At 70.5% G+C, this 24,391-nt stretch carries 18 protein-coding genes; 9 read left to right on the top strand and 9 right to left on the bottom strand.

From position 1 onward, the window contains the following. Positions 1-99: 99 nt before the first annotated feature. Positions 100-1,092, bottom strand: a complete 993-nt coding sequence (locus IE252_RS13850; RefSeq protein WP_190089662.1) for a PAC2 family protein — start codon at positions 1,090-1,092, stop codon at positions 100-102. 326 nt (positions 1,093-1,418) lie between these two features. On the opposite strand from IE252_RS13850, the gene IE252_RS13845 reads away from it, so the two are divergent. The 5 genes from IE252_RS13845 to IE252_RS13825 are packed head-to-tail and all read left to right on the top strand — an operon-like array spanning position 1,419 to position 7,128. Then, positions 1,419-2,744: an enolase C-terminal domain-like protein gene (locus IE252_RS13845; RefSeq protein WP_190089661.1), complete on the top strand. Its 1,326-nt coding sequence runs from the start codon at positions 1,419-1,421 to the stop codon at positions 2,742-2,744. Then, positions 2,741-3,547 (top strand): SDR family NAD(P)-dependent oxidoreductase, encoded by an 807-nt coding sequence (locus IE252_RS13840; RefSeq protein ID WP_190089660.1) that lies wholly within the window; start codon positions 2,741-2,743, stop codon positions 3,545-3,547. Before IE252_RS13845 ends, IE252_RS13840 begins: the two co-directional genes overlap by 4 nt. Before the next feature lie 19 nt (positions 3,548-3,566). Next, positions 3,567-4,604: a sugar ABC transporter substrate-binding protein gene (locus tag IE252_RS13835; protein ID WP_190089659.1), complete on the top strand. Its 1,038-nt coding sequence runs from the start codon at positions 3,567-3,569 to the stop codon at positions 4,602-4,604. A gap of 2 nt (positions 4,605-4,606) precedes the next feature. Beyond that, entirely contained in the window at positions 4,607-6,106 is a 1,500-nt protein-coding gene (locus IE252_RS13830) for a sugar ABC transporter ATP-binding protein (RefSeq protein WP_229848327.1), read from the top strand. Continuing rightward, a complete protein-coding gene (locus tag IE252_RS13825; protein WP_190089658.1) occupies positions 6,103-7,128 on the top strand; it encodes an ABC transporter permease in 1,026 nt (341 codons plus the stop codon). Before IE252_RS13830 ends, IE252_RS13825 begins: the two co-directional genes overlap by 4 nt. A gap of 73 nt (positions 7,129-7,201) precedes the next feature. Here IE252_RS13825 and IE252_RS13820 read toward each other — a convergent pair whose 3' ends face one another. From IE252_RS13820 to IE252_RS13795, 6 genes are all read right to left on the bottom strand, one after another. Beyond that, positions 7,202-7,873: a FadR/GntR family transcriptional regulator gene (locus IE252_RS13820; RefSeq protein ID WP_190089657.1), complete on the bottom strand. Its 672-nt coding sequence runs from the start codon at positions 7,871-7,873 to the stop codon at positions 7,202-7,204. Positions 7,874-7,919: 46 nt separating this feature from the next. Next, positions 7,920-8,981, bottom strand: coding sequence for an LLM class flavin-dependent oxidoreductase (locus IE252_RS13815; RefSeq protein ID WP_190089656.1), 1,062 nt, complete (start codon positions 8,979-8,981; stop codon positions 7,920-7,922). A 140-nt stretch (positions 8,982-9,121) separates the two neighbouring features. Further along, positions 9,122-10,732, bottom strand: coding sequence for a glycerol-3-phosphate dehydrogenase/oxidase (locus tag IE252_RS13810; RefSeq protein ID WP_190089655.1), 1,611 nt, complete (start codon positions 10,730-10,732; stop codon positions 9,122-9,124). 5 nt (positions 10,733-10,737) lie between these two features. Continuing rightward, positions 10,738-12,279, bottom strand: a complete 1,542-nt coding sequence (gene glpK, locus IE252_RS13805) for a glycerol kinase GlpK (protein WP_190089654.1) — start codon at positions 12,277-12,279, stop codon at positions 10,738-10,740. A gap of 42 nt (positions 12,280-12,321) precedes the next feature. Then, on the bottom strand, positions 12,322-13,113 hold the full coding sequence (locus IE252_RS13800) for an MIP/aquaporin family protein (RefSeq protein ID WP_190089653.1): 792 nt from the start codon (positions 13,111-13,113) through the stop codon (positions 12,322-12,324). Positions 13,114-13,470: 357 nt separating this feature from the next. After that, positions 13,471-14,235 (bottom strand): IclR family transcriptional regulator, encoded by a 765-nt coding sequence (locus tag IE252_RS13795; protein WP_101387514.1) that lies wholly within the window; start codon positions 14,233-14,235, stop codon positions 13,471-13,473. 280 nt (positions 14,236-14,515) lie between these two features. Here IE252_RS13795 and metH point away from each other — a divergent pair, with 280 nt between their 5' ends. The 4 genes from metH to IE252_RS13775 all read left to right on the top strand — a co-directional run bounded on the left by metH (position 14,516) and on the right by IE252_RS13775 (position 22,702). Further along, positions 14,516-18,046, top strand: a complete 3,531-nt coding sequence (metH, locus tag IE252_RS13790) for a methionine synthase (protein WP_190089652.1) — start codon at positions 14,516-14,518, stop codon at positions 18,044-18,046. 138 nt (positions 18,047-18,184) lie between these two features. Then, positions 18,185-18,886 (top strand): HAD family hydrolase, encoded by a 702-nt coding sequence (locus IE252_RS13785; RefSeq protein WP_190089651.1) that lies wholly within the window; start codon positions 18,185-18,187, stop codon positions 18,884-18,886. Positions 18,887-19,402: 516 nt separating this feature from the next. Next, the gene (locus IE252_RS13780; RefSeq protein WP_190089650.1) at positions 19,403-21,004 is read left to right on the top strand and encodes an ABC transporter substrate-binding protein; all 1,602 of its coding nucleotides are present in this window, start codon (positions 19,403-19,405) and stop codon (positions 21,002-21,004) included. A 111-nt stretch (positions 21,005-21,115) separates the two neighbouring features. Beyond that, positions 21,116-22,702 (top strand): ABC transporter substrate-binding protein, encoded by a 1,587-nt coding sequence (locus IE252_RS13775; protein WP_190089649.1) that lies wholly within the window; start codon positions 21,116-21,118, stop codon positions 22,700-22,702. Positions 22,703-22,769: 67 nt separating this feature from the next. Here IE252_RS13775 and IE252_RS13770 read toward each other — a convergent pair whose 3' ends face one another. After that, complete coding sequence (locus IE252_RS13770) at positions 22,770-23,441, bottom strand: response regulator (RefSeq protein ID WP_053723497.1); 672 nt, start codon at positions 23,439-23,441, stop codon at positions 22,770-22,772. A gap of 12 nt (positions 23,442-23,453) precedes the next feature. After that, positions 23,454-24,344, bottom strand: a complete 891-nt coding sequence (locus IE252_RS13765; protein WP_229848325.1) for a RecB family exonuclease — start codon at positions 24,342-24,344, stop codon at positions 23,454-23,456. Positions 24,345-24,391 lie beyond the last annotated feature (47 nt).

The raw sequence follows: 24,391 nt of genomic DNA, 5'->3' as shown, positions 1-24,391 counted from the left end.
CACCAGGGGTGCGGGGCTGTGACATATGCGGCTCCGCCGCGTGGGCGCGACCAGCCACCCACGGTCCGCAGCCGAACTCACCACATCCGGCGCGGAGCGCTAGTCGTCCGACGACTCCGAGCCGTCGCCAGGCTCCTCCGGCTCATCGCGCTCGTCGCGCGCCGGCTTCGGAGGCCGAGTCCGCCCACTACTCGTATCCCGCAGATACGACGTGGACTCGCCCCCGTCCGTCGCATGGCCGGGCCCCGGCCCCCCATCGCGCCGCCGCAGATACCGCTCGAACTCGCGGGCGATCGCCTCGCCCGACGCCTCCGGCAGGTCCGCCGTGTCCCGCGCCTCCTCCAGCGTCTGGACGTACTCCGCCACTTCGCTGTCCTCGGCCGCCAGCTGGTCCACGCCGAGCTGCCAGGCCCGGGCGTCCTCGGCCAGTTCGCCCAGCGGGATGCGCAGGTCGATGAGGTCTTCGAGGCGGTTGAGCAGGGCCAGCGTGGCCTTGGGGTTCGGCGGCTGCGACACGTAGTGCGGCACCGCCGCCCAGAGGCTGACCGCCGGGACGCCCGCGTGGGTGCACGCCTCCTGGAGGATGCCGACGATGCCGGTCGGGCCCTCGTACCGGGTCTCCTCCAGGTCCATCGTGCGGGCCAGGTCCGGGTCGGAGGTGACCCCGCTGACCGGCACCGGGCGGGTGTGCGGGGTGTCCCCGAGCAGCGCGCCCAGGATCACCACCATCTCCACGCCCAGCTCGTGCGCGAAGCCGAGGATCTCGTTGCAGAACGAGCGCCAGCGCATCGACGGTTCGATCCCGCGCACCAGGACCAGGTCGCGCGGCTTGTCGCCGCCGACCCGGACGACCGAGAGCCGGGTGGTGGGCCAGGTGATCCGGCGGACGCCGCCCTCCAGGAACACCGTGGGCCGGTTGACCTGGAAGTCGTAGTAGTCCTCCGCGTCGAGGGCGGCGAACACCTCGCCCTTCCACTCGCGCTCCAGGTGAGCGACGGCTGAGGAGGCGGAGTCGCCCGCGTCGTTCCAGCCCTCGAACGCGGCGATCATGACCGGGTCGACCAGCTCGGGAACTCCCTCCAGCTCGATCACCCAGTGCCTCCCTCCGAAGTCCTCATGCGTACGCCCCAACCTTACGGCTTCAGCACTACCCCGCCGCAGCCCCCGTGCACGGCACGCTCCCCGCCGGAGTGATCCCCGCATGAACGGGCAGCAGCCGGGGCAGAGCGCGATCTCCCCGATGATTCATCCGAGCTGTGCCCAGAAATTTCTCACCTGTTTCTGTCCCGACCCTGGACTGTGGCGCTCGACCGGCGCTATACATCCGGAATACATCGGATGACCGTGAGAGGTCGGATGTTCGAGCAGGAGTTCGTCGCAAGAGTTCTTCAGACAGGACTCAGCCACAGGGGGCGTGCATGAGGCCGAGTGTCACCGGGTTCGACGTATACGACATCCGCTTCCCCACCTCGGAGCAGCTCGACGGCTCGGACGCGATGAACCCCGACCCGGACTACTCGGCCGCCTATGTGGTGCTGCGCACCGACGGCCCGGCCCGCCCCGAGGGCCACGGCTTCGTCTTCACCATCGGCCGGGGCAACGACGTCACCGCCGCCGCCATCGAGGCGCTGCGGCCGTACGTGGTGGGCCGCCCGGCGCCGAGGAGCGCCGCCGATCTCGCGGCGCTCCACCACGACCTCACCCATGACTCGCAGTTGCGCTGGCTCGGCCCGGAGAAGGGGGTGACGCACATGGCGGCCGGCGCGGTCGTCAACGCCGCCTGGGACCTGGCCGCGAAGACCGCCGGGCTGCCCGTCTGGGAGTTCCTGGCCGCGATGACCCCCGAGGAGCTGGTCTCCCTCGTGGACTTCCGCTACCTCACGGACGTACTGACCCGGCAGGAGGCGCTGGACCTGCTGCGCGCCGCCGAACCGGGCCGCGCCGAACGGGCCCGGCTGCTGCGCGCCGAGGGCTATCCCGCCTACACCACCTCGCCGGGCTGGCTCGGCTACGACGACGCCAAGCTGGTCCGGCTCGCCAAGGAGGCGGTCGCGGACGGCTTCGCGCAGATCAAGCTGAAGGTCGGCGCCGACCTCGACGACGACGTACGGCGGCTGCGGCTGGCCCGCGCGGCCGTCGGGCCCGGCATCCGCATCGCCGTCGACGCCAACCAGCGCTGGGACGTGCCGGACGCGCTGCGCTGGATGGCCGCGCTCGCCCCGTACGCCCCGCACTGGATCGAGGAGCCCACCAGCCCCGACGACATCCTGGGCCACGCGGCCGTACGGGCCGGGCAGCCCGTGAAGGTGGCCACCGGCGAACACGTCGCCAACCGGGTCGTGTTCAAGCAGCTCCTCCAGGCCGGCGCGGTCGACTTCGTGCAGATCGACGCGGCCCGGGTCTCCGGCGTCAACGAGAACCTGGCGATCCTGCTGCTCGCCGCCAAGTACGGCGTCCCCGTCTGTCCGCACGCGGGCGGCGTGGGCCTGTGCGAACTCGTCCAGCACCTGGCGATGTTCGACTACGTGGCCGTCTCCGGCACCCGCGAGGACCGGGTCATCGAGTACGTCGACCACCTCCACGAGCACTTCACCGACCCGGCCGTCATCGAGGGCGGCCGCTACCGCGCACCGCGCGCCCCGGGCTTCTCGGCCCGGATGCGCCCCGAGTCGATCGCCGCCTACCGCTACCCGGACGGACCGGCGTGGCTGGCCCGCCGCCCGGCCCAGGAGGTCATCTCATGAGCACCCTGCGGGAGTTCACCCCGTCCGACGGCGCACCCCGCGACTTCACCGGTCTGGCCGCACTGGTCACGGGTGGGGCCTCCGGGATCGGCGCGGCCACCGCCGGGCTCCTTGTGGCCCGGGGCGCCCGGGTCGCCGTACTCGACCGGGACGTCGAGGGCGCCCCGCACGGCACCCTCGCCTTGGCGGCGGACGTCACCGACGACGCGGCCGTACGGGAGGCGGTGGACCGGGCCGCGCGGGAGTTCGGCGCGCTGCACACGCTCGTCTCCAACGCCGGGATCGGCGCCACCGGCACCGTCGAGGACAACGACGACGCCGAGTGGCACCGCGTCCTGGACGTCAACGTCCTCGGCATGGTCCGGACCGCCCGCCACGCGCTGCCGCACCTGCGCCGCGCGGCCCGGGAGCGGCCCGGCCACGTCTCCGTCACCCACACCTGCTCGATCGCCGCCACCGCGGGCCTGCCGCAGCGCGCCCTGTACAGCGCCGCCAAGGGCGCCGTGCTCTCCCTCACCCTCGCCATGGCCGCCGACCACGTGGCCGAGGGGATCCGGGTGAACTGCGTCAACCCGGGCACGGCGGACACCCCGTGGGTCGCCCGGCTGCTCGACGGGGCCGAGGACCCGGAGGCCGAGCGGGCGGCGCTGCGGGCCCGCCAGCCGATGGGCCGTCTGGTCACCGCCGACGAGGTGGCCGCCGCCATCGCGTATCTGGCCAGCCCGGCCGCCTCCAGCGTCACCGGTACCGCCCTGGCCGTCGACGGCGGCATGCAGGGCCTGCGCCCGCGCCCCACCCCCTGAGCCGCGAAGGACAACCACCATGAGAGTGCGTACGACAACTGCCGCCGCCTGCTGCGTACTGCTGGCCGTCGGGGCACTGGCGGGCTGCAACCGCGACTCCGGCGGCGGCACCGGGGACAAGAAGGTCGGCATCGACCTGCCGCGCAGCGACAGCGACTTCTGGAACTCCTACCAGCAGTACATCCAGCAGGGCACGAGGGCGGGCGAGGTCTCCGCGCTGCCGCTCACCAACTCGCAGAACGACATCGGCAAGCTCGTCGCCAACGTCACCGCCTTCATGGACCGGGGCGCCAAGGCCGTGATCATGGCCCCGCAGGACACCGGCGCGGTCGCCTCGACCCTGGAGACCCTGCACAGCAGGAAGATCCCGGTCGTCAGCGTCGACACGCGCCCCGACAAAGGCGACGTCTACATGGTCGTACGGGCCGACAACAAGGCGTACGGCGAGAAGGCCTGCAAGTTCCTGGGCGAGCAGCTGAAGGGGAAGGGCAAGGTCGCCGAGTTCCAGGGCGATCTGTCCTCCATCAACGGCCGCGACCGCTCCCAGGCGTTCAAGGCGTGCATGGCCAAGGACTTCCCCGGCATCCAGGTCTTCGAGCTGGCCACCGACTGGAAGGGCGACGTCGCCTCCGCCAAGCTCCAGTCGACGCTCGCCGCCCACCCCGACCTGAACGGCATCTACATGCAGGCGGGCGGCGTCTTCCTGCAGCCCACCCTCGCCCTCCTGGAGCAGAAGCACCTCCTGAAGCCGCCGGGCGCGTCCGGCCACATCACCATCGTCTCCAACGACGGCATCCCCGAGGAGCTCGACGCCCTCAAGGCCGGGAAGATCGACGCCACGGTGTCGCAACCGGCCGACCTGTACGCCAAGTACGCGCTGTACTACGCCAAGGCGGCCCTGGACGGGAAGACCTTCAAGGAGGGCCCGACCGACCACGGCTCCACCATCGTCAAGATCCCCGGCGGGTACGAGGACCAGCTCCCGGCGCCGCTGGTGACCAAGGCCAATGCCGACGACCCGGCGCTGTGGGCCAACCAGCTCCAGAAGAAGGGCTGACCGTGAGCGCCGCGCCCGCCCTGGACGCCCGGGGGATCGTCAAGCGCTTCGGGCCGACCCTGGCGCTCGACTCGGTCGCGCTGACCGTGCGGCCCGGCGAGTCCCACGCGCTCGTCGGCCGCAACGGCGCGGGCAAGTCCACGCTGGTCGGCGTGGTCACCGGACTGCACCGGCAGGACGCCGGCACGGTGGCCTTCGGCGGGGCGCCCGCGCCCGCCTTCGGCGACCGGGCGGCCTGGCAGGCCAAGGTGGCGTGCGTCTACCAGCAGTCCATGGTCGTCCCGGACCTCACCGTCGCCGAGAACCTCTTCCTGAACCGCTTCGAGGGCGGCCCGATCCGCTGGGGACGGCTGCGGCGGCGCGCGGCGGACCTGCTCGCGGAGTACGGGGTGAACGTCGACCCGGACGTACGGGCCCGCGAACTGACCGTGGAGCAGCGGCAGTTCGTGGAGATCGCCCGCGCCCTCTCGTTCGGCGCCCGGCTGATCGTCCTGGACGAGCCGACCGCCCAGCTGGACGCGCGCGGCATCGAGCGCCTGTTCACCAAGCTGCGCGAGCTCCAGGCCCAGGGGGTGGCGTTCCTGTTCATCTCGCACCACCTCCAGGAGGTGTACGAGCTGTGCACCGCCGTCACCGTCTACCGCGACGCCCGCCATGTGGTGACCGCGCCGGTGGCCGAGCTGGCCAAGGACGACCTGGTGGCGGCGATGACGGGTGAGGCGGGCGCGGGAGCCTCCTGGCACGCGGGCGCCCGTGCGGTGCGCGAGGACGCGGCCCCGGTCCTGACGGTCGAAGGGCTCGCTCTGGACGGTGAGTTCGAGCCGGTCGACCTCGCCGTGCGCCCCGGCGAGGTGCTGGGCCTCGCGGGGGCCGCCGCCAGCGGCAACACCGCGCTCGGCGAGACCCTGGCCGGGATGCGCCGGGCGAGCGCGGGCCGGATCGCGGTGCGCGGGCGGACGGTGCGGCCGGGCAGCGTGCCGCACGCGCTCGACGCGGGCATCGGCTACATCCCCGAGGACCGGCACCGCCAGGGCCTGGTGCCCCAGCGCTCGGTCGCGGAGAACGCCACGCTCACCGTCACCGACCAGCTCGGGCCGTGGGGGACCGTACTGCCCTCCCGTACCAGGGAGTTCGCGCGGTCGATGATCGCCTCGCTGGACATCAAGACCCGGGGGCCGGGGCAGCTCGTGTCCGGGCTCTCCGGCGGCAACCAGCAGAAGGTCGTGGTGGCGCGGGCGCTGGCCAGGAGGCCGGTGGCGCTGGTCGCGGTGCGCCCCACGGCCGGGGTCGACGTGAAGTCCAAGGAGGCGCTGCTCGCGGTGGTGCGGCGGGTCGCCGACGAGGGGAACGCCGCCGTGATCGTCTCCGACGAGCTGGACGACCTGCGCGTGTGCGACCGGGTGCTCGCGCTGTTCCACGGGCGGGTCGTCGCCGCATACGACAGCGGGTGGAGCGACCGGGAACTGGTCGCCGCCATGGAAGGTGTGGGGGAGCGGCCATGACCGAGACGGTGACCACGGCGCCCGCCGGGGTGGCGGACGCGGGCGCGCGGCGGCGGCTCGCGCATGTGCGCTGGAGCGACTTCTCGCTGGTCCCGGTGATCCTGGTGCTGATGGTGATCGGCTTCATCGTGTCGCCGGTCTTCCTCACCTCGGACAACCTGATCAGCGTGATCCAGCAGTCCTCCGAGCTGAGCCTGCTGGTGCTCGGCCAGGCGCTGATCCTCATCTGCGGCCGGATGGACCTCTCCCTGGAGTCCACGATCGGCATCGCGCCGGTGATCGCGATGTGGCTGGTGCTGCCGTCGGAGGGCGGCCGGTTCGCGGGGCTCGGCCTGCTGCCGACCTGGACGGCGATCCCGCTCTGCCTGCTGGTGGGCGTGGCGATCGGTGCGGTCAACGGCTTCCTGATGCTGAAGCTGAACGTCAACGGGTTCATCGCCACGCTCGGGATGCTGACGATGCTGCGGGGCCTCCACGTCGGCATCACCGAGGGCAAGTCGATCACCGAGGTGCCGGAGTCGTTCCGCTACCTCGGCAAGACCGACTGGCTGGGCGCCCCGGCCGCCGTGTGGATCTGCCTCACCCTCTTCGCCGTCGGCGGCGCCGCGCTCGCCTGGCTGCGCCACGGGCGGGCGCTGTACGCGATCGGGGGCAACCCGGAGGCGGCGCGGGCGGCCGGGATCCGGGTGGACCGGATCACCTGGGCGGTCCTGGCGATCGGCGGCCTGCTCGCCGCGTTCGCGGGGATCCTCTACACCGGCCACTACGGCTCGGTCGCGGCGACGCAGGGCAACGGCTGGATCTTCCAGGTGTTCGCGGCGGCGGTGATCGGCGGGATCAGCCTGAAGGGGGGCCGGGGCACGCTGTTCGGGGCGCTCACGGGTGTGCTGACGCTGCAGCTGGTGGTCAACGTCATGACCCTGGGCGGGGTCCCGGCCCTGTGGAACCAGTTCCTGAACGGGGCGATCATCATCGTCGCGCTGGTGATCTCGCGGTTCGCGAGCGGGGAGAAACAGGACTGAGGTTCGTCTGCGGGCCGTCCGTGGCTGGTCGCGCAGTTCCCCGCGCCGTGGTCCGGCGCGTCCAGAACGTTGCCTACAGGGTGGACCTGAGCCACTGCTCCACGCTCGCGATATGCACCGTCGCCCAAGAACGCGCCGCCTCCGCGTCGCGGTCCCGCAGGGCCGCCAGGATCGCTCGGTGTTCGTGGAGCGTGCGGGCCACCGCGTCCTCCTGGGTCAGGCCCCGCCACACCCGGGCCCGGGTGGTGGGGCCCGAGAGGCCGTCCAGGAGGGAGCAGAGCACCGAGTTCCCGGCGCTCTGCACGATCCCCCGGTGGAACTCCAGGTCGCAGGCGACCAGCTCCTCCACCGACGGGTCCGGGCCCAGCGCGTCCAACTGGGCCGCCAGCGCGTCCAGTTGCGCGTCCTCGATCAGGCCCGCCGCCATCGCGGTCGCCGCGGGCTCCAGGATCCGCCGCACCGCCAGGAACTCCAGGACCGTGTCGTCCCGGTGGAAGTCCACGACGAAGCTCATCGCCTCCAGGAGGAGCTGGGGATCGAGGCTGGTGACGTACGTACCGTCGCCCTGGCGGACATCGAGGATGCGGATCAGGGAGAGCGCGCGGACCGCCTCGCGCAGCGAGTTCCGGGACAGGCCGAGCTCGGCGGCGAGTTCGCTCTCCTTGGGCAGCCGGTCGCCCGGGCGCAGCGCACCGGAGACGATCATTTCCTTGATCTTCTCGATGGCCTCGTCGGTGACTGCCATGGGGCGACCTCCATACAGGGGCATACATCCGATGAATCGGCCCCCATTATGCGTCCCAGAGCCGCGTCGGCGCCTCCTTCCGTACGACGGGGGCGATCTCCTCCGCGAACCGCTGGAGCGTGTCGACCTGTTCGGCCGTCGACAGACCGAAGCCGTCCACGCTCACCGACTGCAGATCGTGGCGGTACACCTCGTGGTAGCCGAGGATCTTGTCGATGATCCGCTGGGGCGAGCCGATGAGCTGCGGTCCGTTCTCGATCGCGTCCTCGATCGTCTTGAACGGCGTGTTGTAGCCCGGCTTGCCCTCCAGATGCGGCTTGAAGGTCTGCCGCACCCGCGCCTCGTACACGTCCCGGTACCGCGCGACCGCCTCCGCGTCGGTGTCCGCGATCAGCAGCCCGCCCGAGCCCGCCGCCACATACGCCTGCGCCGGGTCGTGCCCGTACTCCTCGAACTTCTCCCGGTAGTGCGCGATCAGCTTCGCGTACGCCTCGCGCGGCTGGATGGCGTTGGCGGTGAACAGCGGGTCGCCGTGCTTGGCGGCGAGCTCGGGGGAGTTGAGGCTGGTCGCCGAGCCGTGCCAGATGCGCGGCACCCCGGCGTACGGCCGCGGCACGGTCGTCACCCCGCGCAGCGGCGGGCGGAACTCGCCCTCCCAGTCCACGCCCTCCTCGCTCCACAGCCGCCGCAGCAGCTCGTACTTCTCCTTCTGGAGGTCCCACTGGCGGGCCTCGTCGAGGCCGAAGAGGTCGAAGTGGCCGGCCTCGGCGCCCTTGCCGACGACCAGCTCGATACGGCCCCGGGAGATCTGGTCGAGGGTGGCGAAGTCCTCCGCGACCCGGACCGGGTCCAGGATCGCGACGACCGTGACACCGGTGAGCAGCCTGATCCGGGTGGTACGGGCCGCGAGCGCGGCGAGCAGGACGGTCGGGCTGGACGAGAGGAAGGCGCCGGCGTGCCGCTCGCCGACCGCGTACGCGTCGAAACCGAGCCGCTCGGCGGCCTCGCCGACGCTCAGCACCTCCTCCAACCGGTCGGCTGCGGAGGAGAGTTCACCGGTCAGCGGGTGCGGGGCGTGACCGACTATGGAGAGCACCTGGAATCTCATGTATCCACTGTCCGCGCGGGTTGTTGCACGCGCGTGTACGCGGTGTGGCAGCCCCGCCGGGACGGGCCCGGGCATGCGGAAGGGGCGGCTCCCCCCGTGGGAACCGCCCCTTCCGGCTGACTGGCCGGACTAACTATACGTCAGTTCTTCTTGCCGAGCAGGTCGTCGACCTTGCCGCGGATCTCGTCCGTGGCCAGGCCCCGGATCGTCAGCGTGGTGCGGCGGCGCAGCACGTCGTCGGCGGTCTCGGCCCACTCGTGGTCGCGCGCGTAGACGACCTGCGCCCAGATCTCCGGCGCGTCCGGGTGGATCCGCTCGGCCAGTGCCGCGTCCTCGTTGGCCAGGCGCGCGATGTCGAACGAGAGCGAGCCGTAGTGCGTGGCGAGGTGCTTGGCGGTGTCGGCCGCCATGCGCGGGCCGGGCGCCGGGCCGTCCACCATCAGGCGGTGGGCGACGGCGCGCGGGTTGGCTATGCCGGGCAGCGGCAGCTTGCCGGGCAGCGAGGAGATCGGCTCGAAGTCGTCGCCGAGCGGACGGCCCGGCAGCTGCTCCAGCTTCTGCATCACCGTACGGCCGATGTGGCGGAAGGTCGTCCACTTGCCGCCGGCGACCGACAGCATGCCGCCGCGGCCCTCGGTGACGACCGTCTCGCGCTTGGCCTTGGAGGTGTCGCCCGGACCACCGGGCAGCACGCGCAGACCGGCGAAGGAGTACGTGATCAGATCGCGCGACAGCTGCTGGTCGCGGATCGAGAACGCGGCCTCGTCCAGGATCTGGGCGGTGTCCTTCTCGGTGACCGCGACGTCCGCCGGGTCGCCCTCGAACTCCTCGTCCGTGGTGCCGAGCAGGAGCATGTCCTCCCACGGCAGGGCGAAGGTGATGCGGTACTTGTCGATGGGGGTCGCGAGCGCGGCCTTCCAGGGGGAGGTGCGCTTGAGGACCAGGTGCGCGCCCTTGGACAGGCGGATGGAGGGGGCCGCGTCCGGGTCCTCCATCTTGCGCAGGTGGTCGACCCAGGGGCCGGTCGCGTTGAGCACCAGACGGGCGTTGACGCCGAACTCGTCGCCGGAGAGGCGGTCGCGCAGATCGGCACCGGTGACCCGGCCCTTGGTGAAGCGAAGGCCGGTGACCTCGGCGTGGTTGAGCACGGCCGCGCCCGCGTCCACGGCGGCGCGGACCGTCATCAGGGCCATGCGCGCGTCGTTCATCTGGTCGTCGCCGTACACGGCCACGGCCTTCAGGTTGTCCGTGCGCAGCTCCGGCACGTCCTGCGCGGCCTTGGAGGGCGACAGCAGGTGGCCGACGCCGTCACCGAACGCGGAGAGCGCGGAGTAGGCGAAGACGCCCGCGCCGAGCTTGGCCGCGCCGTGCGGGCCGCCCTTGTAGACAGGCAGGTAGAAGGTGAGCGGGTTGGCGAGGTGCGGTGCCACCTGACGCGACACCGCACGCCGCTCGAAGTGGTTCTCGGCCACCAGCTTCACCGCGCCGGTCTGCAGGTAGCGCAGCCCGCCGTGGAGGAGCTTGGAGGAGGCCGAGGAGGTGGCGCCGGCGAAGTCGCCGGCGTCCACCAGGGCCACCCGCAGCCCGGACTGCGCGGCGTGCCAGGCGGTGGAGATGCCCAGGATGCCGCCGCCGATCACCAGGAGGTCGTACGTCGCCTTGGAAAGCTGCTCCCGAGTTTCGGCGCGGCTCGGAAGGGAGCCGGAGGCCGGGTGCGTCCCAAGGGCAGGGACGCTCTGCAGGGTGGTCATTTCGATTACTCCTCGTCCTCGATCCAGCCCATGGTCCGCTCGACGGCCTTGAGCCAGTTCTTGTACTCGCTGTCACGCTTGTCGGCGTCCATGCGAGGGGTCCATTCCGCCGCCCGGCGCCAGTTGGCGCGCAGCGCGTCGGTGTCCGGCCAGAAGCCGACGGCCAGACCGGCGGCGTAGGCGGCGCCGAGGCAGGTGGTCTCGGCGACCATCGGACGCACCACGGGCGCGTCCAGGAAGTCCGAGAGGGTCTGCATCAGCAGGTTGTTGGAGGTCATGCCGCCGTCGACCTTGAGCGCGGTCAGCTCGACGCCGGAGTCCTTCGTCATGGCGTCGGTGATCTCGCGGGTCTGCCAGGCGGTGGCCTCCAGGACGGCACGGGCGATGTGCGCCTTGGTGACGTACCGGGTCAGACCGGCGATCACACCGCGGGCGTCGGAGCGCCAGTACGGGGCGAACAGACCGGAGAAGGCCGGCACGAAGTAGGCGCCGCCGTTGTCCTCGACGGAGGAGGCCAGGGTCTCGATCTCGGCCGCGGTCTTGATCATGCCCATCTGGTCGCGCATCCACTGGACGAGCGAGCCGGTGACGGCGATCGAGCCCTCGAGGGCGTAGACCGGCTTCTGCTCGCCGATCTGGTAGCCGACGGTGGTCAGCAGGCCGTTGTACGAGTTGACGGGCTTGTCACCGGTGTTCATCAGCATGAAGGTGCCGGTGCCGTACGTGGACTTGGCCTCGCCCTCCGAGAAGCAGGTCTGGCCGAACAGGGCCGCCTGCTGGTCGCCGAGCGCGGAGGCGACCGGGATGCCGTCCAGGACGCCGCCCTTGGCGTGGCCGTACACCTCGGCGGAGGAGCGGATCTCGGGCAGCACGGCCGCCGGGATCTCCATGGAGGCGAGGATCTTCTCGTCCCACGCCATCTCGTGGAGGTTCATGAGCAGCGTGCGCGAGGCGTTGGTGACGTCCGTGACGTGCACACCGCCGTCGACACCGCCGGTCAGGTTCCAGATGACCCAGGAGTCCATGGTGCCGAAGAGGATCTCGCCGCGCTCGGCGCGCTCGCGCAGGCCCTCGACGTTGTCGAGCAGCCAGCGGACCTTGGGGCCGGCGAAGTACGAGGCGAGCGGCAGGCCCGTCTCGCGGCGGAAGCGGTCCTGGCCCACGTTGCGGCCGAGCTCCTTGCAGAGCGCGTCGGTGCGGGTGTCCTGCCAGACGAGCGCGTTGTGCACGGGCTCGCCGGTGTTCTTGTCCCACAGCAGCGTGGTCTCGCGCTGGTTGGTGATGCCGATCGCCTTGACATCGGCGGCGGTGATGCCCGCCTTGTCGATGGCGCCCGCCACGACTTCCTGGACGTTGGTCCAGATCTCGGCGGCGTCGTGCTCGACCCAGCCCGGCTTCGGGAAGATCTGCTCGTGCTCCTTCTGGTCGACCGAGACGATCCGGCCGTCCTTGTCGAAGACGATGCAGCGGCTGGAAGTGGTGCCCTGGTCGATGGCCGCGATGAACGGGCCGTGGCCGTGCGAGGCGGTGGTGTGGGTGTCGCTCACGGGTTTCTCCTGGAGGTCTGAAGGTCTCTACGGCTCAACGGCTCAGGCGAAGGCGAGGTTGTACAGGCCGCCCGCGAGGGCGGCCCCGGCCAGCGGGCCGACGACCGGCACCCAGGCGTAGGCCCAGTCCGAACCGCCCTTGTTGGGCAGCGGCAGCAGCGAGTGCACGATGCGCGGACCCAGGTCGCGGAACGGGTTGATGGCGTAGCCCGTGGGGCCGCCGAGCGAGAGGCCGAGGCCGACCACGACCAGGGAGGTGATCAGCACGCCGATGACGCCGAGGCCCTTGCCGTCGCCGTTCAGGCCCTGCGTCAGGATCGCGAGGACCAGCACGGCCGTACCGATGATCTCGGTGGTGAGGTTCTGTATGGCGTTGCGGATCTCGGGGCCGGTCGAGAAGATCCCGAGCACCGGGCCCGCGTTGGCCGCGCCGTTGTGCGGACCCTCGACCGGCTTGTCGGCAGGATCGCCGACGATCTCCGGATCGGTCAGGTGCGCCTGGAACTGCCCGTAGTAGGCCAGCCAGACCAGCGTGGCGCCGATCATCGCGCCGAGCAGCTGCCCCGCCAGGTAGGTGGGCACGTCGCTCCACTCGGTGCCGCCCTCGATGGCGAGGCCGAGCGTCACCGCCGGATTGAGGTGCGCACCCGAGAGCGGGGCGGAGATGTAAGCGCCGGTGAGCACCGCGAAGCCCCACCCGAAGGTGATGGCGAGCCAGCCCGCGTTGCGTGCCTTGGAGCTCTTCAGCGTGACGGCGGCGCACACGCCACCGCCGAGCAGGATGAGAACGGCGGTACCGATGATCTCGCCGGTGAAGATGTCGGAGCTGGACACCCGCGACTCCTTTGTCCTTCGTCCAGGGGAAGGCGAACCCCGGGTCCCTCCGGTGGTCCGCGCCCTCACATCGAGGGCTTGGCGGCCCTTGGCGTTGTCACACTCTAACTCGTATTGCCGTTAGGTGTTCGACAATGCCGACCGATGAACGGCAGTGTTGCTCCGGGGTTAAGTCGACGTCAAGGGTTCTGTGGCCGGTATCCCGATCGTTACCAGCAGGTATGTTCCGGCCACATTGATCGAAAACTTCCGGCCAGGATCAGAAACGATCAGAGCGGGCGCGGAAGTGGCTGGTCAGGCCCGTGCAGGGGCTGTGTGACGGGACGACGGGCGGGCCGCGAACGGGCCCGCGACCGGTCAGAAGCGGCCGGCGCCCAGATCGCGCGAGACCGAGCGGGCGCAGTCGCGCACCGCCGCCACCAGCTCGGAGCGGACCTCGCCGTCCTTGCACACGCGCTCCACGGCCCCGGTCACCCCCACCGCGCCCACCGGCATCCGGCGCCGGTCGAAGATGGGCGCGGCCACCGAGGCCACCCCGTCCCAGGTCTCCTCCATGTCGCTGGCCCAGCCGCGCGCCCGCGCGAGGTCGAGCAGCTCCTCGAAGCCCGCGGCGGTGGTCACCGTGCGGGGCGTGAACGCGGTGCGCTCGCCATCCACCGCCTCGGTGTGCGCCACCGGGTCGAACGCGGACAGCACCTTGCCGAGCGCGGTGGAGTGCAGCGGCTGCATCGCCCCGACCTCCAGCACTTGGCGGCTGTCGTCGGGCCGGAAGACGTGGTGCATGATCAGCACGCCCTGCTGGTGCAGGACGCCCACGTACACGCTCTCGCCGCTGGAGCGCGCCAGGTCGTCCGTCCATACGAGGGCGCGGGCCCGCAGCTCGTGGACGTCCAGATAGCTGTTGCCCAGGCGCAGCAGCTCCGCGCCGAGCTGGTAGCGGCCGGACGCCGGGTCCTGCTCGACGAACCCCTCCGCCTGGAGGGTGCGCAGGATGCCGTGCGCGGTGCCCTTGGCCAGGCCGAGCGCGGAGGCCACCTCGGACAGGCCGAGCCGCCGCTCGCCGCCCGCGAGTAGCCGCAGCATGGCGGCCGCCCGTTCGAGCGACTGGATGTTCCGCGCCATCGCGCTTCCTCCCACTTCGGAACGTTGAGTTCGACAATGCTGAACAGTATCGGCCGTTGTCGACCTCATGTCACCGTGATGGACGGCCCCCGCCGCCATCCGGCCAGTTCAGATGAAAGCCGCACCGCGGCCATCCGGCGGTCACCCGGGCGGCCCCCCGCGCAGTCCGCCCCGTGGGACACCTGTGCCCACCCGGCCCGCACCCGGTTACCCTGACCGGGTGCGGCCTCCCCGAGGGCGCCGCAAAGCCGACAGCCGTCGCACTCCAGGGAGCACATCCATGGCCTCGTTGCCTACCCCTTCCGCTGACAGCCGGACCCGCGCCGACGCGCTCCGCGAAGCACTCGCCACCCGTGTGGTGGTGGCCGACGGAGCCATGGGCACCATGCTCCAGGCCCAGGACCCCACCCTGGAGGACTTCCAGGACCTCGAGGGCTGCAACGAGATCCTCAACATCACCCGGCCCGACATCGTGCGCTCGGTGCACCAGGAGTACTTCGCGGTCGGCGTCGACTGCGTCGAGACCAACACCTTCGGCGCGAACTTCTCCGCCCTCGGTGAGTACGACATCCCCGAGCGCGTCTACGAGCTGTCCGAGGCGGGCGCCCGGATCGCCCGCGAGGTGGCCGACGAGTTCACCGCCTCGACCGGGCAGCAGCGCTGGGTGCTCGGCTCCATGGGCCCCGGCACCAAGCTGCCCACCCTCGGCCACGCCCCGTACACCACGCTGCGCGACGCCTATCAGCGCAACGCCGAGGGCATGCTCGCGGGCGGCGCCGACGCGCTCCTGGTGGAGACCACCCAGGACCTGCTCCAGACCAAGGCCGCCATCCTCGGCGCCCAGCGCGCCCTCGACGCGGCGGGCTACCGGGTCCCGATCATCTGCTCGGTCACCGTCGAGACCACCGGCACCATGCTGCTGGGCTCCGAGATCGGCGCCGCGCTCACCGCCCTGGAGCCGCTGGGCATCGACATGATCGGCCTCAACTGCGCGACGGGCCCGGCCGAGATGAGCGAGCACCTGCGCTACCTCGCCCGCAACTCCCGGGTGCCGCTGTCCTGCATGCCCAACGCCGGACTGCCCGTCCTCGGCAAGGACGGCGCGCACTACCCGCTCTCCGCGCCGGAACTCGCCGACGCCCAGGAGACGTTCGTCCGTGAGTACGGCCTCTCGCTGGTCGGCGGCTGCTGCGGCACCACGCCCGAGCACCTGCGCCAGGTCGTCGAGCGGGTCCGGGGCCTGGCCCCCACCGAGCGCCACCCGCGCCCCGAGCCCGGCGCCGCCTCGCTCTACCAGAGCGTGCCGTTCCGCCAGGACACCTCGTACATGGCGATCGGCGAGCGCACCAACGCCAACGGGTCCAAGAAGTTCCGCGAGGCCATGCTGGAGGGCCGCTGGGACGACTGCGTGGAGATGGCCCGGGACCAGATCCGCGAGGGCGCCCACATGCTCGACCTCTGCGTCGACTACGTGGGCCGCGACGGCGTCGCCGACATGGAGGAGCTGGCCGGCCGCTTCGCCACCGCCTCCACCCTGCCGATCGTCCTCGACTCCACCGAGGTCAACGTCCTCCAGGCCGGTCTGGAGAAGCTCGGCGGGCGCGCGGTCATCAACTCCGTCAACTACGAGGACGGCGACGGGCCCGAGTCGCGGTTCGCCAAGGTCACCGAGCTGGCCGTGGAGCACGGCGCGGCGCTGATCGCGCTGACCATCGACGAGGAGGGCCAGGCCCGTACCGTCGAGAACAAGGTCGCCATCGCCGAGCGGCTCATCGACGACCTCACCGGCAACTGGGGCGTGCGCGAGTCCGACATCCTCATCGACGCGCTGACCTTCACCATCTGCACCGGCCAGGAGGAGTCCCGCAAGGACGGCATCGCCACCATCGAGGCGATCCGCGAGCTCAAGCGCCGCCGCCCGGACGTGCAGACCACGCTGGGCCTGTCCAACATCTCCTTCGGCCTCAACCCGGCCGCCCGTGTCGTGCTGAACTCCGTGTTCCTGGACGAGTGCGTCAAGGCGGGTCTCGACTCCGCCATCGTGCACGCCTCCAAGATCCTGCCGATCGCGCGCCTGGAGGAGGAGCAGGTCAAGGTCGCGCTCGACCTGATCTACGACCGCCGACGCCCCCAGCAGGGGGACGAACCGGCGTACGACCCGCTCCAGCGGCTCATGGAGCTCTTCGAGGGCGTCAGCACCAAGTCCATGAAGGCGGGCAAGGCCGAGGAGCTCCTCGCGCTGCCGCTGGACGAGCGCCTCCAGCGCCGGATCATCGACGGCGAGAAGAACGGCCTGGACGCCGACCTCGACGAGGCGCTGCTCACCCGTCCCGCCCTCGACATCGTCAACGACACCCTCCTGGAGGGCATGAAGGTCGTCGGCGAGCTCTTCGGCTCCGGCCAGATGCAGCTGCCGTTCGTCCTCCAGTCCGCCGAGGTCATGAAGACGGCCGTGGCCCATCTGGAGCCGCACATGGAGAAGTCCGACGCGGAGGGCAAGGGCACCATCGTGCTGGCCACCGTGCGCGGCGACGTCCACGACATCGGCAAGAACCTCGTCGACATCATCCTCTCCAACAACGGCTACAACGTCGTCAACCTCGGCATCAAGCAGCCCGTCTCCGCGATCCTGGAGGCCGCCGAGGAGCACCGGGCGGACGTCATCGGCATGTCCGGCCTCCTGGTCAAGTCGACCGTGATCATGAAGGAGAACCTGGAGGAGCTCAACCAGCGCAAGATGGCCGCCGACTACCCGGTGATCCTCGGCGGCGCGGCCCTCACGCGCGCGTACGTCGAGCAGGACCTGCACGAGATCTACGAGGGCGAAGTCCGCTACGCCCGCGACGCGTTCGAGGGCCTGCGCCTGATGGACGCCCTGGTCGCGGTGAAGCGCGGCGTGCCCGGCGCGACCCTGCCCGAGCTCAAGCAGCGCCGGGTGCCCAAGCGCGCGACGGCCGTGGCCGAGGCGGAGGAGCCCGAGGGCTCGGTCCGCTCGGACGTGGCCGTCGACAACCGCATCCCCGAGCCGCCGTTCTGGGGCACCCGGGTGATCAAGGGCATCGGCCTCAAGGAGTACGCGTCCTGGCTCGACGAGGGCGCGCTCTTCAAGGGCCAGTGGGGCCTCAAGCAGAACCGGGCAGGCGACGGGCCGAGCTACGAGGAGCTGGTGGAGACCGAGGGCCGGCCGCGGCTGCGCGGCTGGCTGGAGCAGCTGCACACCAGGAACCTGCTGGAGGCGGCCGTCGTCCACGGCTACTTCCCGTGCGTCTCCAAGGGCGACGACCTGATCATCCTGAACGAGGACGGCTCGGAGCGCACCCGCTTCACCTTCCCGCGCCAGCGCCGCGGCCGCCGGCTGTGCCTGGCGGACTTCTTCCGCCCGGAGGAGTCCGGCGAGACCGACGTGGTCGGGCTCCAGGTGGTCACGGTCGGCTCGAAGATCGGCGAGGCCACGGCCGAGCTGTTCGAGGCGAACTCCTACCGCGACTACCTCGAACTGCACGGCCTGTCCGTCCAGTTGGCGGAGGCGCTGGCCGAGTACTGGCACGCGCGCGTGCGCAGTGAGCTCGGCTTCGCGGGCGAGGACCCGTCCGAGGTGGAGGACATGTTCGCGCTCAAGTACCGCGGCGCGCGCTTCTCGCTGGGTTACGGGGCCTGCCCCGACCTGGAGGACCGCGCCAAGATCGCCGAGCTGTTGCAGCCCGAGCGGATCGGCGTGCACCTCTCCGAGGAGTTCCAGCTCCACCCGGAGCAGTCCACGGACGCGATCGTGATCCACCACCCCGAGGCGAAGTACTTCAACGCACGGTAGGCGCCACGGGCAGGCGCTGGTCGCCGCCAGGATTATCCCGAGCGTTTCCGACCGCCGGGACGTACACTTGTCGGTCCAGTGCAGGCCGGTTCCCACCCTGGGAACCGGCCTTCTCGTCCCTCCAGGAGGTGTGCCCGGATGACCACCACGGTTCCCGCGCCCGAAACGCGTACGGCCGACGGCTCGGCGCTCCAGGCCGTCTTCCTGGACATGGACGGCACGCTCGTCGACACCGAGGGCTTCTGGTGGGACGCCGAGGTGGAGGTCTTCGCCGCGCTCGGCCATCCGCTCCAGGAGAGCTGGCGTGACGTCGTGGTGGGCGGGCCCATGACCCGCAGCGCCGGGTTCCTCATCGAGGCCACCGGCGCCGACATCACCGTCCCCGAGCTGACCGTGCTGCTCAACGACCGCTTCGAGGCGCGCATCAGCCGCGGGGTCCCGCTGATGCCGGGAGCCGCCCGGCTGCTCGGCGAGCTCGCCGAGCACTCGGTGCCGACCGCCCTGGTCTCGGCCTCGCACCGGCGCATCATCGACCGGATCCTGCACTCGCTCGGCCCGCGCCACTTCGCGCTCACCGTCGCCGGGGACGAGGTCGGGCGCACCAAGCCGCACCCCGAGCCGTATCTGTTCGCCGCCGCCGGGCTCGGCGCGGACCCCACCAGATGCGCGGTCGTCGAGGACACCGCGACCGGTGTGGCGGCCGCCGAGGCGGCCGGCTGCCGGGTGGTGGCGGTGCCGTCCGTCGCGCCCATCGAGCCCGCCTCGGGCCGGGTCGTCGTCGATTCGCTCGAACAGGTCGACCTGGCTTTTCTGCGCACCCTGATCACGCGGATGAACTGATCCGTTCACACAGCGTGCCCCCTGAATGCGGCGCAAACTCATCGCATCCGGCCGTGCATTTTCCGTGACCTTGCAAGGGCGTCACGACAACATCACAACGGTTGAATTCACGACGGGTCAATGCGTGTCAAGTGGGTGACGTTCGTCACCTGATCTGCCATCAGGGAACCGCGTCCAGGGCACCTTCGGGCACTCCGGAGGTGCCCTTGTGTCCTGTTTGGTGATCTCCTGTACGAAAGATTCCGTCGCCTCGATATCGGCGGGCCGCTATTTCCGGCCACTGCGTGGCGTGTGAATGGAGCAGGCCCAGTACGGGCTTTCCCGGCCCGCCCACTAATCTCGTCGCGAGAACTTCGCCGCACCCTCAACTGCCCCGGCACCCACCAAGCCGCCGGGCGCGCAGGTCCGATCGTACGTACCGGCCCGATCGCCTCCCCGCCCCGACCGGGCGGCCGCGGCGGAGTGACGCGTACATCGCTGTACCCCAGTGCCGGACACATAGGGAGAACGTCCAGGATGAACCGCAAGACTTTGGTGCTGCCGGCCGTAGTGGGCCTGCTCGCCCCCGTACTCGCCGCGTGTGGCGGGGCAGGAAGTGGGGGTGACGGCGGCAAGGCCATCGTCGTGGGCACCACGGACCAGTTCGTGGTCACCAAGGACGCACCCGCTCCCTTCGACCCGGCCTACGCGTACGACACCGGCGCCTGGAACGTGCTGCGCCAGACCGTGCAGATGCTGGTCCACGTCCCGCGCGGCGGCGGCGTGCCCGTCCCGGACGCGGCCTCCAGTTGCTCGTTCACCGACAAGGAGAACGAGAGCTACCGCTGCAAGCTGCGCAGCGGCCTGAAGTTCGCCGACGGCTCCAAGCTGACCGCCGCCGACGTCCACTACTCGATCCAGCGCGTCCTGAACATCAAGGACGGCAACGGCCCGATCGCCCTCCTGGAGAACATCGACACGATGGAGACCAAGGGCGACGACGAGATCGTCTTCCATCTGAAGACCCCGGACGCCACCTTCCCGTACAAGCTCGCGACGCCCGCCGCCGCGATCGTGCAGAAGGACAAGTACCCGGCGAAGAAGCTGCGCGGCGGCTTCGAGGTGGACGGCTCCGGCCCGTACACCCTCAAGGCCGAGTACAGCGGCGACAAGGTCGTCAAGGCCGTCTTCAGCAAGAACCCCAACTACAAGGGGGACTTGAAGGTCAACAACAGCAAGGTCGAGCTGCGCTCGTTCGCCGACGCCGACTCGATGGGCGCCGAGCTGGAGTCCGGCAAGATCGACATGATGACCCGCTCCATGTCGCCGGAGCAGATCCAGAAGTACTCGGTCACCCCGCCCAAGAACGTGAACCTGGTCGAGATGCCCGGCCTGGAAATCCGCTACCTGGGCTTCAACACCAACGACCCGTCGGTGAAGAACAAGGCCGTCCGCCAGGCGATGGCCGCCGTCGTCGACCGCGGCGCACTGGCCTCCAAGGTGTACGGGGCGACCGCCGAGCCGCTCTACTCGCTCATCCCGACCTCGATCGCCGGGCACACCAACTCGTTCTTCAACAAGTACGGCGAGCCGAGCAAGCAGAAGGCCGCGGGCATCCTGCGCGCCGCCGGTGTCTCCACCCCGGTCAAGCTGACGCTGAACTACACGGGCGACCACTACGGCCCGGGTACCGCCAAGGAGTTCTCGATCCTGCGGGACCAGCTGAACTCCACCGGTCTGTTCGCCACCACGCTCAAGGCGACCGACTGGCCCAAGTACCGCCCGGCCCAGAAGGCCGGCGAGTACGCCGTCTACGGTCTCGGCTGGTTCCCCGACTTCCCGGACCCGGACAACTACGTCGCGCCCTTCCTCGGCCGCGACAACTTCCTCAACTCGCCGTACTCCAACGTCGAGGTGCGCAACACCCTGATCCCCGAATCGCGGGTGGCGGCCGACCGCAACCAGGCCTCCAAGCCGTTCGAGAAGATCCAGGACATCGTCGCCAACGACGTCCCCGTACTCCCGCTGTGGCAGGGCAAGCAGTACGTCGCCGCTCGCAGCGAGATCACGGGCACCGAGTGGGCGCTCAACTCCTCGGCCGACCTCCAGCTCTGGGAGCTGGGCCGCGGCGTGAAGTAACGCAGGACCCGGCCGCGTTCACCACGTGCCGGCAAGCAATTTCAGTGAGGCGGCGCGGCCCGGGACACCCCCCGGGCCCGCGGCCGAGCAACGACTGTGAGGCACTTGCACGTGAAGATACGGAACCGATGGCTGACGGCCCCGCTCGCCGCGGGACTGGCGGCCGGTCTCCTCAGCGGCTGCGGCTCGGAGGACGGATCCTCGTCCGGTAACGGCGAGTCCGTGGTCATGGGGATGTCGGACGACATCCTGGCCACCGACCCGGCCTCCGGCTACGACCCGGGCTCCTGGCTGCTGTTCAACAACGTCTTCCAGTCGCTGCTCAGCTTCCCCAAGGGAAGCACCACCCCGCAGCCCGAGGCGGCCGAGCGCTGCTCGTTCGACAAGGGCGGCTCCCAGGTCTTCCGCTGCACCCTGCGCTCCGGTCTGAAGTTCAGCAACGGCCACGCGCTGACCTCCGAGGACGTCAAGTTCTCGTTCCAGCGGGTGCTGAAGATCAACGACGCCAACGGGCCCGCGCCGCTGCTCTCCACCCTGGGCAAGATCGACACCCCGGACGCGCAGACGGTCGTCTTCCACCTCAAGGTGCCGGACGCCACCTTCCCCAACAAGATCGCCTCCGGTGCCGGCTCGATCGTCGACCATGAGGTGTACCCGGCCGACAAGCTGCGCACCGACGACAAGGCGGTCGGCTCGGGCGTCTACAAGCTCGACTCGTTCGGCGACAAGCAGGCGAGCTTCTCGGTCAACTCCAGCTACAAGGGCACGGCCAAGGTCAAGAACTCCGGCATGACCATGAAGCTGTTCCACGGCCGCCAGAAGGACCTGGCGGACGCGCTGAAGAACGGCGACGTCGACCTCGCCTACCGCGGTCTCACCGCCAAGGACATCGCCGACCTGCAGGCCGCCAGCGTGGCGGACAAGAAGGGCATCAAGGTCGTCGAGGGCACCGGCGCGGAGGTCCAGCACCTGGTCTTCAACATGAACGACCCGGTCGCCGGCAAGCCCGCCGTCCGCAAGGCCATCGCCTACCTCGTGGACCGCGAGGCGCTGGTGCGCGACGTCTACAAGTCGACCGCGACGCCGCTGTACTCGATCGTCCCGTCCGGCATCACCGCGCACAGCACCTCGCTGTTCGACATGTACGGCGGCAGCCCGCAGCCCGCGAAGGCCAAGCAGGTCTTGCACAAGGCCGGCCTCACCGGCAAGGTGAAGCTCACCCTGTGGTCCACGCCGATCCGCTACGGGCCGGGCACCGACGACGAGATGAAGGCCATCGCCAAGCAGCTCAACGCGAGCGGGCTGTTCGAGGCCGAGGTGAAGTCCGTCGAGTTCAAGCAGTACGAGAAGGACGTCGAGGCCGGCAAGTACGGCGTGTACGTGAAGGGCTGGATCCCCGACTACCCGGATCCCGACAACTTCACCTCGCCGTTCTTCGGCAAGGACAACGTGCTGTCCAACCACTACGACAACAAGACGATCACGGGCGAGATCATCCCGTCGACGGCCGCCACGGAGGACCGCGCGGCCACCGAGGCCGAGTTCTCCCGCCTCCAGGACATCGTCGCCAACGACCTGCCGATCCTGCCGCTGTGGCAGGGCAAGCAGTACGCGGTCGCCCGCGAGGGCGTGGTGGGCCTCGAGTGGACCCTCGACCCGTCGACGGTCTTCCGGTTCTGGGAGATCAGCAAGAACTAGCGGGGGCGCGGCCCTTGCGGAAAAGGGTGGTGCCGGGGCTCGGCCCCGGCACCACCCTTTTCCGCGCTTACTGCGCTCCCGGCCGGACGAGTCCGCTCTCGTACGCGTACACCGCCGCCTGGACGCGGTCGCGCAGCCCCAGCTTCGTCAGCACATGGCCGACGTGCGTCTTCACCGTCGTCTCGCTGACGAACAGGTCCGCGGCGATCTCCGCGTTGGAGAGGCCGCGCGCCACCAGCTTCAGGACCTCGACCTCGCGGTCGGTGAGCGTGTGCAGGGTGTCCGGGACCGGCTCCTCGCCCGAGGGCAGATGGTCTGCGTACTTGTCGAGCAGACGGCGGGTGATGGACGGGGCGAGCATCGCCTCGCCCGCCGCGACCACCCGGATCGCCTGGACCAGCTCATTGGCGGGCGCGTCCTTCAGCAGGAAGCCGCTGGCCCCCGCCTTGAGCGCCTCCACCACGTACTCGTCGAGGTCGAACGTGGTCAGCACCAGGACCTTCGCCGGGCCGTCCTTGCCCGGGCCGCTGATCTGCCGGGTCGCCTCCACACCGTCCATCCGGGGCATCCGGATGTCCATGAGCACCACATCGGGCTGGAGCGCCCGCACCTGGTCGAGGGCCTGGAGACCGTCGCCGGCCTCGCCCACCACCGCGATGTCCTGCTCGGCCTCCAGGATCATCCGGAAACCGGTGCGCAGCAGCGGCTGGTCGTCGACCAGTAGGACGCGGATAGCCACGGGAACTCCTCATCAGGATTGCTGGACCGGGTCCATTCTGCCCTGCTCATCCTGCGTCACCCCGGCTGGGAGCACCTGCAACGGATAGACCGGGGGAGTCCCACCGAATTCCGGACAGACCGCCTGGTGGTCGCACCAGCCGCACAGCTTGGTCGGCCGCGGCCGCCAGTCGCCCGTCTCGGTGGCCAGCCGGATCGCCTCCCACAGGGCGTGCAGCTTCCGCTCCACCTGGTGCAGGTCCGCCTCCACCGGGTCGTACGTCAGCACGTCGCCGCTGCCCAGGTACACCAGCTGGAGGCGGCGGGGCAGCACGTTCTTCAGCCGCCACACCACCAGCGCGTAGAACTTCATCTGGAACAGGGCGCCCTCCGCGTACTCCGGACGCGGGGCCTTGCCCGTCTTGTAGTCGACGATCCGGACCTCGCCGGTCGGTGCCACGTCGACCCGGTCGATCACTCCGCGCAGCCGCAGCCCCGACTCCAGCTCCGTCTCGACGAAGAACTCCCGCTCCACCGGCTCAAGACGCGTCGGGTCCTCCAGCGAGAACCACCGCTCCACCAGCCGCTCGGCCTCGCCCAGCCACTTGGCCAGCCGCTCCCCGTCGGCGTCCTCGGCGAACAGCTCGGTGAGCTCCGGCTTCGATGCGAACAGCCGGTCCCACTGGCCGGGAATCATCGCCTTCGCGCGCGGCGCGGTCCGCTCCGCCGCCGGGTCGTCGAAGAGGCGCTCCAGGACCGCGTGCACCAGCGTGCCGCGCGTCGCCGCCTCGCTCGGCTTCTCGGGGAGCTTGTCGATCACCCGGAACCGGTACAGCAAGGGGCACTGCATGAAGTCGTTCGCCCGCGACGGCGACAACGACACGGGGCGCTGGGCCGCCGCGGCCCCTCCGGTGCTCGTATCCATGACACAGACCCTACGACCCGCCACTGACAGCGAGCGGAATACCATCG

The organism is Streptomyces melanogenes, assembly GCF_014649795.1.
Classification (GTDB): Bacteria; Actinomycetota; Actinomycetes; order Streptomycetales; family Streptomycetaceae; genus Streptomyces; species Streptomyces noboritoensis.
The sequence above is the reverse complement of the archived record's forward strand: the minus strand, read 5'-3'. Positions and strand labels throughout refer to the sequence as shown.

Coding starts and splice junctions, on each gene's coding strand:
- metH (WP_190089652.1), top strand. CDS start 14,516: ATGGCCTCGTTGCCTACCCCTTCCGCTGACAGCCGGACCCGCGCCGAC.
- IE252_RS13785 (WP_190089651.1), top strand. CDS start 18,185: ATGACCACCACGGTTCCCGCGCCCGAAACGCGTACGGCCGACGGCTCG.
- IE252_RS13780 (WP_190089650.1), top strand. CDS start 19,403: ATGAACCGCAAGACTTTGGTGCTGCCGGCCGTAGTGGGCCTGCTCGCC.
- IE252_RS13825 (WP_190089658.1), top strand. CDS start 6,103: ATGACCGAGACGGTGACCACGGCGCCCGCCGGGGTGGCGGACGCGGGC.
- IE252_RS13815 (WP_190089656.1), bottom strand. CDS start 8,981: ATGAGATTCCAGGTGCTCTCCATAGTCGGTCACGCCCCGCACCCGCTG.
- IE252_RS13820 (WP_190089657.1), bottom strand. CDS start 7,873: ATGGCAGTCACCGACGAGGCCATCGAGAAGATCAAGGAAATGATCGTC.
- IE252_RS13835 (WP_190089659.1), top strand. CDS start 3,567: ATGAGAGTGCGTACGACAACTGCCGCCGCCTGCTGCGTACTGCTGGCC.
- IE252_RS13840 (WP_190089660.1), top strand. CDS start 2,741: ATGAGCACCCTGCGGGAGTTCACCCCGTCCGACGGCGCACCCCGCGAC.
- IE252_RS13765 (WP_229848325.1), bottom strand. CDS start 24,344: ATGGATACGAGCACCGGAGGGGCCGCGGCGGCCCAGCGCCCCGTGTCG.
- IE252_RS13845 (WP_190089661.1), top strand. CDS start 1,419: ATGAGGCCGAGTGTCACCGGGTTCGACGTATACGACATCCGCTTCCCC.
- IE252_RS13810 (WP_190089655.1), bottom strand. CDS start 10,732: ATGACCACCCTGCAGAGCGTCCCTGCCCTTGGGACGCACCCGGCCTCC.
- IE252_RS13795 (WP_101387514.1), bottom strand. CDS start 14,235: ATGGCGCGGAACATCCAGTCGCTCGAACGGGCGGCCGCCATGCTGCGG.